The sequence below is a fragment of the Campylobacter sp. RM12642 genome (genome assembly GCF_020137635.1).
Taxonomy (GTDB): domain Bacteria; phylum Campylobacterota; class Campylobacteria; order Campylobacterales; family Campylobacteraceae; genus Campylobacter_E.
Genome location: NZ_JACGAT010000040.1, coordinates 1 through 10,745 on the forward strand (window position 1 = coordinate 1; position 10,745 = coordinate 10,745).

The 10,745-nt window shown below is 28.5% G+C and carries 10 protein-coding genes; 1 reads left to right on the forward strand and 9 read right to left on the reverse strand.

The window, feature by feature from the left end:
- Positions 1-25 precede the first annotated feature (25 nt).
- Genes fliS through AVBRAN12642_RS09180 form a run of 8 tightly spaced genes read right to left on the reverse strand, consistent with a single transcriptional unit; the run spans position 26 to position 8,682 of the window.
- The gene (fliS, locus tag AVBRAN12642_RS09145; RefSeq protein ID WP_214116767.1) at positions 26-397 is read right to left on the reverse strand and encodes a flagellar export chaperone FliS; all 372 of its coding nucleotides are present in this window, start codon (positions 395-397) and stop codon (positions 26-28) included.
- A gap of 9 nt (positions 398-406) precedes the next feature.
- Positions 407-2,725, reverse strand: a complete 2,319-nt coding sequence (gene fliD / locus AVBRAN12642_RS09150; RefSeq protein WP_336608265.1) for a flagellar filament capping protein FliD — start codon at positions 2,723-2,725, stop codon at positions 407-409.
- A gap of 30 nt (positions 2,726-2,755) precedes the next feature.
- The gene (locus tag AVBRAN12642_RS09155) at positions 2,756-3,124 is read right to left on the reverse strand and encodes a flagellar protein FlaG (protein ID WP_214116763.1); all 369 of its coding nucleotides are present in this window, start codon (positions 3,122-3,124) and stop codon (positions 2,756-2,758) included.
- A gap of 43 nt (positions 3,125-3,167) precedes the next feature.
- Positions 3,168-4,988 carry a menaquinone biosynthesis decarboxylase gene (locus AVBRAN12642_RS09160; RefSeq protein WP_214116761.1) on the reverse strand — a complete coding sequence of 607 codons (1,821 nt, stop codon included), beginning with the start codon at positions 4,986-4,988 and terminating at the stop codon, positions 3,168-3,170.
- Positions 4,985-5,920: a hydroxymethylbilane synthase gene (gene hemC, locus AVBRAN12642_RS09165; protein ID WP_214116758.1), complete on the reverse strand. Its 936-nt coding sequence runs from the start codon at positions 5,918-5,920 to the stop codon at positions 4,985-4,987. Before hemC ends, AVBRAN12642_RS09160 begins: the two co-directional genes overlap by 4 nt.
- A 9-nt stretch (positions 5,921-5,929) precedes the next feature.
- The gene (locus AVBRAN12642_RS09170) at positions 5,930-7,537 is read right to left on the reverse strand and encodes a cation:proton antiporter domain-containing protein (protein WP_214116756.1); all 1,608 of its coding nucleotides are present in this window, start codon (positions 7,535-7,537) and stop codon (positions 5,930-5,932) included.
- The gene (locus tag AVBRAN12642_RS09175) at positions 7,537-7,890 is read right to left on the reverse strand and encodes a heat shock protein transcriptional repressor HspR (RefSeq protein WP_214116754.1); all 354 of its coding nucleotides are present in this window, start codon (positions 7,888-7,890) and stop codon (positions 7,537-7,539) included. The genes AVBRAN12642_RS09170 and AVBRAN12642_RS09175 overlap by 1 nt, the downstream gene beginning before the upstream one ends.
- Positions 7,891-7,902: 12 nt before the next feature.
- Entirely contained in the window at positions 7,903-8,682 is a 780-nt protein-coding gene (locus AVBRAN12642_RS09180; protein ID WP_214119978.1) for a DnaJ domain-containing protein, read from the reverse strand.
- A 107-nt stretch (positions 8,683-8,789) separates the two neighbouring features.
- Here AVBRAN12642_RS09180 and gpmI point away from each other — a divergent pair, with 107 nt between their 5' ends.
- Entirely contained in the window at positions 8,790-10,217 is a 1,428-nt protein-coding gene (gpmI, locus tag AVBRAN12642_RS09185; protein WP_214119979.1) for a 2,3-bisphosphoglycerate-independent phosphoglycerate mutase, read from the forward strand.
- 153 nt (positions 10,218-10,370) lie between these two features.
- Here the strand turns inward: gpmI and AVBRAN12642_RS09190 are convergent.
- The coding region (locus AVBRAN12642_RS09190; protein ID WP_336608266.1) for a hypothetical protein at positions 10,371-10,745 on the reverse strand (375 nt) is incomplete at its 5' end.

The following is a 10,745-nucleotide window of genomic DNA, read 5'->3' on the forward strand; positions in this document are numbered from 1 at the left end:
AAATTCTTTTCAAAACTTATTGATTTTAAAGTTCCATTTGATTTACTTCACGCCAAGCTTCAAGCAAACCATTAGCAACTTTCATAACTTCATCTAATTTAGCAGTATCACTATCAATTATTACCTTACTAAGTGTGCTAATTTGATGAGAATAAAGCCCTTGTAAATAATAACTAACATCGCCTTGACTAAAGTCTAAATAGTTTAATAGCTCAACAAAAATTGCTGTGGCTTTTTTAATATTTTTACATTTGGCTTCTATATCGTTTTTTTCTATGGCTTTTTTGGCACGAGAGCAAAATCTAAGTATGCCCTCGTATAAAAGCTCAATCATTTTCTCATTACTTTCAATTGAAATATTGTTATGAGAATAACTCGCATAAGCATTACTTACCATTTATATTCCTTATTTATTAGCAAATGCTGCATTTGTTAAAGCTGTAATCGTTTGGCTTTGATTATCAAGCTTATTTAAAATAACATCATACATACTTAGTCTAGTAGCTAAAATCTCATATCTTTTCTCAATTTCTTCATTGGTTTTTTTGATTTCTTCATTTAGCTTCTTAACATCATCTTCTAAATTTTTATTATATTTAGTAAGAGTTCCATCAGTGCCTACCATACTATCTAAAGTATCTTTAAATGTTCTAAACACTCCTGTTTGCTCTGTTTTAATAGTTCTTATTGTTTTTTCTTCTAAACCAAGTTGTAATAACTTCTCGCTAGAACCACCTATTTCAAGTGCATTTTTTCCATCACTTGTAATAATAATATTATTTTCTTTACCTAATTTAGCCGTTACACCATCTATTTTCGCATCATTAATAGCTTCAATTAATTTATTTATATACTCTTCTTGAGTTACTTTGCTATCTTGTTCATTTAACTTATCTAGGAATTCTTTTTTAAAGGTAATTTCCTTACCATTTATCTTTAAATCCCCTTCAGCTAAAGCTACTTTTTGACTAATTGTCTTACTTGTAGTGCTTAATTCTTGGTATTTTACGCTACCTTGTAAGAAATTTTTAATTCCTTCGCTATTTTTCTTATAAGCTTCTTCAAATTTTGATTTTTTAAAAGTTAAAATTCCTTTTTCATTAAGCTCAAACCCCATACCAGATAAACTAATTCCATTTGAATCAGTCTTAGTAATCATTGATGATAACATTGTTTTTAGCTTACTTACTTCGCTAATTCCTTGCAAACTTCCTGCTGTTTTTTTCTCTTTATCAAAACCTGTTGAGGTAGCAAGAGAATTAACTATAGAATTATAATTCGTTGTAAAAGTAGTTAAATGCTCTGTTAAAGAATCTAAATCATCACTTACTTTAAAGTTGGTAATACCTTCTTTTTTAAGAGAAATTTTTGCCCCAATTATTAAATCATCAATAGTATTTGTGCTTCTGCTAATCTCAATACCTTCATAAATAAACTTAGCATCTTGCGCTGTTTGAACATGGTTTGATTTTGCATCAATTCCATCATATTTAGTTTGAGCAGCTTTTACATCTAATTCATTTATAAAATAATTTTCCCTAGAAGTTTCAAAAAATTCTTGAATTCCTTTCTTTTGTTCTTCTGTTAATTTATCAAAATCAGTAGCTTTATTTATACTAACTGCTTTCATTTGATTAGAGTTATCTTTGTATGAAATATTTAATTCTTCTCCGGTATTTTTAATATATTCAACCCAGTTTTTTGTTTGTTGAGTCATATCATTTTTATCTTTAAATTCAGCAAAAACTGCTTTTCTCTCATCATCACTTAACTTAGATAAATCTGTATCTTTATTAATAGTAAATTCAATATCCTTCTCAACAATTGTATCGGTACCATTTGGGTCATTTACAAAAGCTTTATATGTTAATTTTTTTTCATTACTTAATTCAGAAACTTGTTTTTGAATATTTTCTAAGTATCCACTACCACCTAAAATAACTTTAGATGCGTCTAATTGCTCGTTAGCTTTTTTAAGCTCTGTTTTAGCAGCACTAGCATTTGCAGCGTCTAATAAACCAAGCTTTTTAAGAACTGCTTTTGAAAACTCTGCTGCATTAGGGTCGTCAAGTTTAAAAGCACTTCCAAATACTATTTCATTATCAACTCCTGCTTCTTTACTTGTAATCATAAGCCTATAATTATCATGACCTGTATCTAAAACCTTAGTGCTTACAAAATCGCTTAATTTTTTATTGTTTTCATTTGTAGCTGATAGAATTTTGTCATTTAAAGTTTGTAAAGAATCCCCTGAATTTACCTTAATAGTAAATGTTTGTTTATTTACAGTGATTTTAAACTCTGCTTCTTTTAGCATTTCTTTTTGACCATCACTTTTAATAATACCAACATCGTTAAATATGCCATAAGTTTCGCTAGAAAAAGAATTAGTCTGATAAGCATCTTTTGTAGCAAGTTGCTTAACATTAATATCAAAATCACTTACTTTAACACCCTTAGTAGTAGTCATACTAGCACTCTCACCTGTAGCATCTACTTTACTTTTAGAAAATGCTTCTCCTTCTACTAAAGAAGATATATCACCTTTAAAACTGCCTAAAAGTGTTGTTAAATCTGTTAAATCCTTTTGCTTTGCTTGTGTATCAGATAGTTTTTTATTAGGTATTGCTAATAAAGATTTTTGCTCGTTTGCTTTTAAAGCGTCATATTTTTCTTTAAATTGAAATTTATTAGCTCCTGCTATTAATCCTAAACCTGTTCCCATATTTAACTCCTTTTAAATTCTTTAAAGCAATTAACTCTTTTTATCAAAAATAATTCCTATTGCTTCTTTCATACTTTCACTAAGCTTAATTACTTCTTCATTTGGAATTTTACGAATAATTTGACCTGATTTTGTAGCTATTACATCTACATACATTTGATTGATTTTATCGTTATAACCAAATCTTACATCAGTTTGTAACTCTTCCATATTTTCATTTAATTTTTTAATAGATTCATCAAGCTTTTCTTTTGTTATTTCCTTGTTTATTTCTTCATTTTTTTGCTTACCTGAATTTGTTTCAATATGAGTTTGTTCAACTGGGCGCATTTTAGTTGTTTCTGCACTTGCTTTTAGTTGAGTATCATATTGAGAACTCGCTGCTTTAAAAATCTCCATTACTATCTCCTTTTAATAAGCTTTTTTCTAAATCGGCTAAAGTTTAAAAAACTTCATAGCTTTTGAAAAATTTTTCATCATTTTCTAATAATTTTAAATCTATTAATTTATTTATTACATCTTTATTGCAATCAGTTGTGCTAGGCCATTCGCTTAAATAGCCATCTATTTCGCCTTTTGAATACGCTGCAACCAAAATCCCATTATCATCTATTTTAATATCAGTGCTAGGGTCGTAATTATTAAACGCTCTCCAAATTAACATATAAGGATTATTTAAATTAACTCCTTTATCAAATAAAACAACAATCCCACCTAAGTTATTTTTGCAAGCATTATAAATAGTGTCTAAATTATGCTTTCTATCTAAACTTATACAAGTAATTTGTGTTTTTGCTTCAGGATAGAAAATGTTGTATTCATATAAACCAAATTCTTTTAAATCATCTAATAAATTTTTAAGATTTGGTTTAAAACTTGTTTTATCCATTTCTTGTTTTTCTACTTTAAAAGTATGAGCTTTATAAGTAGATTTTGAAGTAGCGTCAAGCCCTAACTTACCGCCCATACCTAATTTAGTGCTAGAATGATCTAGTTCATCACATAATCCATAGCTTAATAATAATTTTTTAGGAGAGAAATTATTTAAAATATATTCTGTAATTTTAGGATAATCATTCAGACTAGGTGCATTCTCATCTACAAAAATAGCATTTTTTACAAAACTCATCTGCCCTACTCCCCAAAATGCGTGCATATTAGCTAATGCTAAGCCATCATAATTGCTTTTTACTTTAGCTAAGATTAGATTATGAAAAACACCATTTTCAGGCATACAATAATCAATCAAATCAGGGCAAGTTGTCTTAAGTAATGGTAAAAATATTCTCTCTGTTCCATACCCCATCCACTTATCCTCTAAAGGTGGTTTACCAACTACGGTTGCATTATAAATTGGCTCATTTTTGCCTGTAATTTTTGTAATTTTCATAACAGGAAAATTACCTTGCGGAGTATAAAATCCCGTATGATCGCCAAATGGACCTTCAATAGCAAAATGATTTACATCAATTTCGCCTTCTATTACAAAATCACTATTACTTGGAACATACAAATCATTAGTATCACATTTAACTAATTTTGCTCCTTGTTTTTTAATAAATCCATAAAGCATTAATTCAAATATACCTTTAGGCAATGGTGCTTGAGCACAAAATATATGAAGTGGGTCATCGCCTATTGCAATAGCTATTGGCATTTTTTTATTTGCGGCTTTATATTCGTAAAAGAAATTATTAGCATCTTTATGAAGTTGAAAGTGCATTATTAAATGCCCTTCATCTAATACTTGCAAACGATACATTCCTAAATTATTTTGCTTACCATCAAGACTTTTGGTATAAACCTGACCCATCGTAATAAATGCACCTGCATCTTTTTCCCAAGTTTTAAGGATTGGAATTTGATTTAGAGAATATGTTTTTTGCTTACAAGGTGCGTTTTTGTTTATTTCTCTTTTTGGAGCTATATTTTTTAAAGAAAATAATTTATTTGCAAGGTTTAATTTAGCACCAAATGTAGGTGGAATATGTAGCTTTAATAAGCTCTCAATCTCATCTGCAATCTCATCAGGATTTTTACCTAAAACCAAATTAAGTGCTTTGCTATTTGCAAAAACATTCATAATAATTGGCATATCATAATTTATATTGCCTTTTTTTGGATTTGTAAACAATAAAACCTTTGAATCACTCTTTTTAGCTTCTAAATAAGCTAAATGAGCGATTTCTAACTCAACATCTAAAGGTGTATTTATAATCTTTAAAAGATTTTCTTTTTTTAATTTTTCTATATAATTTTTCATAGCATTTCTTTTAATAATTCTTCATTTTCAGCTAGAATTTCTAAAGCTCCGTGTTTTATAAATTCTTTTGCTAAAACTACCCCAAAATCACTTGCATTTGCTTGATTAATCTTTCTTTGCATTTTTATAATTTTACTAGCATCAATTAAGCCAATAATCGCATTTACGCAAATAATCTCATCATCAATAAAAGCTGCATTAATTCCTATTGGAGCACCACAACCACCATTTAAAGTAGCAGTAAAATCACGCTCAATTTTGCATAATAATGCTGTTTTAGGGCAATTTAATTTAGATACAAGATTTAACACCTTTTCATCATTAATACTCTCAATCGCAACAGCACCTTGACCTGCTGAAGGTATCATAATTTTTGTATCTAAAATCTCATAATTTAACTCATCTAAAAGATTTAATCTCTTAAGTCCTGCATAAGCTAAAACTATCGCATCAAATTCGCCATCTTTTAATTTTTTAAGTCTAGTTTGTAGATTTCCCCTTAATGAATGAATAGAAAAATCATCTCTAATTAATCTTAATTGCATTTGACGGCGAAGACTTGTTGTGCCGATTTTTGCACCTTGTTTTAGTTCATTTAATGATTTTTCATTTCCACGAAAAACCACAACATCATTAGGAGTTTCTCTTTTGCAAATACTAGCAAGTTTAAAATCATACGCCAAACTTGCCCCAACATCTTTTAAAGAATGAACGCTAATTTGTGCAAGCCCATCGTGCATTGCGTTTTCTAATTCTTTAATAAATAAATTCTTCCCACCAATTTTTGCTAAAGGAGTATCTAAAATAACATCTCCTTTAGTGCTAAGCTCTAATAATTCTATATTTAAACTAGGCTCAATTTCTTGTAATTTCGCCTTTACAAATTCGCTTTGCCATAAAGCAAGTAATGATTTTCTAGTAGCTATTTTCATATTTTTCCTTTAAGATTGTTGTTTTATTCTGCAAACTAATGCTTCTTGTAAAAGTGTTCTTGCAACCACTTTTTCTTCTTTTACCATTTTGATATTGTCGCCTAAATCTTCAAATATTTTATATTCATCTTTATTTATTCTAATGATTACATTAGCATTTGGGTCATAATCAAGTATTTTTTTACTAACTACTTCTAAGACTTGTTCGTTTGAAATAGTAACGATTACTGCTGCACTTGTTTTAATACTAGCATTATCAAAACTTGTATTTTGCTCTGCACTAGCATAAAAAACATTTTCTCCCCTACTTTGTCCAAGCTCAACTAAACTCATATCATTTTCTAGCACGATATAAGGAATGCCTTGAGTTTTTAATCTTAGCACAACTTCTTGACCAAGTGAGCCATATCCAAATATTACAAAATGTCCGCTCATTGATTCAATCTTAGGAGCTACGGTAATTATCTCATCATTAGTAATACTTGCAAGAGATTTTATATTTTTTAAAATAAAAGGAGATAAAACCATACTTAAAATTACTGATAAAGTAAGCATTTGAGCTGTATTTGTATCTAGCATTTTATTTGCAACCAATAAAGTAAATATCGCTAAAGCAAATTCTCCAATTTGACTAACGCTTAATGCAGTTTTTAACGAATCACTTTTAGTGCTTTTAAGACTTAATAATAAAAATATACATAAAGTCTTAATTAGCATAATACCAATTGTAAGTGCAATTATTATATACCAATACTGAATGATAATATTTATATTAATTTGAAGCCCAACGGTTATGAAGAAAAATCCTAATAACAAATCTCTAAACGGGATTAAGTCAGCTTCTATTTGGTGTTTAAATTCAGTTTCTGCTATCATCATTCCTGCAATAAATGCACCAAGTGAATATGAAAACCCAAAAAATGAAGCTAAAAACGAAGCACCAACGACAGTGAAAAGTATCGTTGCTATAAATATTTCTTGAGAATTTGTTTTTAATACAAAATAAAGCACCCTGCTATAAATATATTTTCCAATCAAAAATAATAATAAAAGCACAATAAAAGCTGATATTAAAGTCTTAACAACTAAAGTGCTAATTGCAACTCCATCTTGATTGAAAATATCAATCATCAATAATAGTGGAATTACTGCAATATCTTGAAATAATAATATTCCTAAAGCTTTTCTTCCATATCGCTGATTTATGTCTTGATTTTCATTTAGTATTTTTAGAACTATTGCAGTTGATGAAAGTGAAATTGTAAAGCCAATAATTAAAGCAATATCATCAGCTATATTAAATGCGTGGTGTAAAATTACTGCAAACACAATTCCACATATTCCCATCTGTAAAGCACCATTTATAAATACATCGGTTTTCATAGTTAAAAGGTGTTTGATAGAGAACTCAAGTCCTATGGTAAACATTAAAAATACTATTCCAAATTCTGCAATGTGGCTTAATTGTTCTGAAGTGGTTACAAAAAATACTTCTTCAATAATAAAGCCAGTTGCAATATAACCAATAATTGTTGGTATGCTAAATTTTTTAAGCACTACATTTAAAATAATCGCAATAGCACTTGTAATTAAAAATATTTCTAAAAATTCTTGCATTAGCTACTACCTTTATCATCATAAAATATCACATCGTATTTTTGATTTTGTTTAATTAAGGCGTTTTTCTTAGGCTTTTCTTTTAAACCACTTAGCATTTCTTCATAATCTGCTATTTGACTTTTAAGCTCTAAAATAATGCTAACTCCAGCTAAATTTACCCCCAAATCCCTTGTAAATCTTAAGATTAATTTAATTCTATCTACATCTCTTTGCGAATACATTCTAACCTTTCCACAGGTTCTATTAGGCTCAATCAAGCCTTCTCTTTCATATTGTCTTAGAGTTTGTGGATGAATATTTAATTGCTTTGATACTACAGAAATTAAAAATACCGGTTCATCATAGTGCATATTTCCTCCTTTTTATAAATAATCTTTTAAAGCTTTAACTAACTTATCATCAAGCGTATTAATATCAGGTAAAACCACCTTAGCTCTTAAGAATAAATCCCCTTGATTTTTAGAATATGAATTATAAATTCCCCTACCTTTAACACGGATTAATCCACCATTTTTTACATTTTCTTTTAAAGTTACTTTTAAGCCTTGCTCTTTTGGAGTATCAAACTCAACTTTACCGCCAAATAAAGCTATTTTTAAAGGAATTTCAAGTTCTTTTGTCAAGTCATCTCCATCACGCTCATACTCTTTTGAATGCTCTATTTTAATAGTTGCTTTTAATGTTAGATTGTCTTTTTGCATAGTTATTTCTTGATTATTTAATACGCCTGATTTAATCTCTACATCAAAACTAACTCCCCTTACATTAATACTTCTAGTAGTTCCTAAAACAGATTCTAAAAAGCTTATTTTTAACTCAACTTGAGCTGGTTTATTATAAGACCTACTTTGCCCTGCTCCAAAACCAAAATGAGAAAATATATCCTCAAATCCACCACTAAAACCGCTTGAATTAAAATTAAAGCCATCAAATCCACCAAAAGAAGGATTATCATAAGCTCTTCTTTTATCTTCATCGCTTAACACTTCGTAAGCTTCAGTAATTTCTTTAAATTTTTCTTCAGCACCCTTGTCTTTATTCACATCAGGATGATATTTTCTAGCTAAACTTCTATATGCTTTTTTTATTGTGTCAGTACTTGCGTCTTTTTTAACGCCTAATATGTCGTAATAATTCTTCATCTTTTAATCCTATAATAATAAAAATTTTTGAGTAATATTAGCTAGTTAAGCTTAATAGAGTTTAACCACTTACTATCAACTCTTAAATTATACTTAAAGGAGTAAAAATGCAAAAATGTATATTAGTAATTACCGATGGTATCGGATTAAACGATAGATTAGAATACAATTCTTTTTATCACGCAAAAAAACCAAATTATGATTTTTTAAACCAAAATGCAAAATTTTCAAGACTTAAAACAAGTGGCAATGCAGTAGGTCTTCCAGATGGTCAAATGGGAAATAGTGAAGTAGGACATATGAGTATTGGAAGTGGTAGGGTTATTTATCAAAACCTAGTTAGAATTGATAACGCTATTAAGGATAAAAGCTTAGAAAATATTAGTATTTTAAAAGACTTTTTGAAAAAATATAAAAATATTCATATAATAGGTTTATATAGCGATGGTGGAGTGCATTCAAGTTATATTCACTTTAACGAAATTGCTAAAATTGCAAGCGTTAATAATAATATTTTTATGCACTTAATAAGTGATGGAAGAGATGTTAAACCAAATTCTTTTAAAGATTTTATAAAAAATAATCCAAGTTTTATAACTCCAAGCAGTATTTCAGGTAGATTTTATGCTATGGATAGGGATAATAACTTAGATAGAACAAATGAATATATAAATATGCTTTTTAGTAAAGCAAATAAAAGTGATTTAGAACAATACATAAACGATAATTATGAGAATAAAATTTATGATGAGTTTTTTAAGCCACTTAATCTTGGTTTTGATGGTATTGGTAAAGATGATGGAGTTATTATCATTAATTATAGAAGCGATAGAGCAAGGCAAATTGCAAGTGAGCTGAAAAATCGTTTAAGTAAAAATCAAGTTTTATGTATGTGTGAATATGATGAAAAACTTGACTTAGGCGTGATTTTTCCAAAAATTGATATTAAAAATACCTTAGCTGAAGTCTTAAGCAAAAATAATTTAAGGCAATTTCACACAGCAGAAACAGAAAAATATGCCCATGTTAGCTTTTTCTTTAATGGCGGGGTAGAGAAAGAATTTCTTAATGAAAAGCGTGTATTAATCCCAAGCCCAAAAGTAAAGAGCTATGATGAATTACCGCAAATGAGTGCTTATTTAGTGTGTGATGAAGTAATTAAGGCTATGAATGATGGTTTTGATTTTATCGTAGTTAATTTTGCAAATGGCGATATGGTAGGTCATACAGGAAATTATGAAGCTTGTATTAAAGCGGTTGAGTGCGTTGATGAATGCTTAGGCAAAATCATTAAAGCTTGTAAAGAAAATAATTATGCTATGCTACTAACTTCAGATCACGGAAACTGCGAAGATATGAAAGATTTAAATGGCAATATTTTAACCAATCATACAACTTATGATGTTGGCTGCTGGCTTTATAATTATCATAAAGATAGTAATTTAAAAGATGGCTCATTAGCAAATATTGCAGCTAGCGTGCTAAAAATACTAAATTTAAATAAGCCTAGCGAAATGGAAGAAGCTTTATTTTAAATCTTTATTCCTAGTTCAAATTCTTTAAAAAATTAATGGAATTTGAATTAGGATTTTAATAAATTTGAATATATTTTATTATTATCATTTTTTAATCATCATAAACTATATCCGATAAAACTGCATATTTTAACAATTCATTATAACTTGTTTTCATTTTAATTCTCCTTTTAATTTATTTAAATAATTTTTATAAACATCATTAGAACAACTACCACTGCTAGAATAATTACCTAAATCAAGATAATAATTATCAACAAATAACCTAGCAAAAGAATTAGAAATTCTATCAAAATCAGGATGCTCTGGAAGTTTAAGCTGTACATATGATTTTGCGTAACTACAATCCACAAAATAACCATAAATATCATAATTTATTAATTTATCTTTACTAAGTCTAGTTGGTAATTTTGAAGCTTTTTCTTCAAAACTTTTTTCATGATAATCTTCATATATTTGCACTTCTTTATCAACTATTAAATTTACACTTTTAAAAAACTTACCATCTATCGTATAGTTTTCTTTTTT

Bases quoted from the DNA above. Each gene is read 5' to 3' on its own strand.
- gpmI (WP_214119979.1), top strand. From the start codon at position 8,790: ATGCAAAAATGTATATTAGTAATTACCGATGGTATCGGATTAAACGAT.
- AVBRAN12642_RS09170 (WP_214116756.1), bottom strand. From the start codon at position 7,537: ATGCAAGAATTTTTAGAAATATTTTTAATTACAAGTGCTATTGCGATT.
- fliD (WP_336608265.1), bottom strand. From the start codon at position 2,725: ATGGGAACAGGTTTAGGATTAATAGCAGGAGCTAATAAATTTCAATTT.
- AVBRAN12642_RS09155 (WP_214116763.1), bottom strand. From the start codon at position 3,124: ATGGAGATTTTTAAAGCAGCGAGTTCTCAATATGATACTCAACTAAAA.
- AVBRAN12642_RS09175 (WP_214116754.1), bottom strand. From the start codon at position 7,890: ATGCACTATGATGAACCGGTATTTTTAATTTCTGTAGTATCAAAGCAA.
- AVBRAN12642_RS09180 (WP_214119978.1), bottom strand. From the start codon at position 8,682: ATGAAGAATTATTACGACATATTAGGCGTTAAAAAAGACGCAAGTACT.
- fliS (WP_214116767.1), bottom strand. From the start codon at position 397: ATGGTAAGTAATGCTTATGCGAGTTATTCTCATAACAATATTTCAATT.
- hemC (WP_214116758.1), bottom strand. From the start codon at position 5,920: ATGAAAATAGCTACTAGAAAATCATTACTTGCTTTATGGCAAAGCGAA.
- AVBRAN12642_RS09160 (WP_214116761.1), bottom strand. From the start codon at position 4,988: ATGAAAAATTATATAGAAAAATTAAAAAAAGAAAATCTTTTAAAGATT.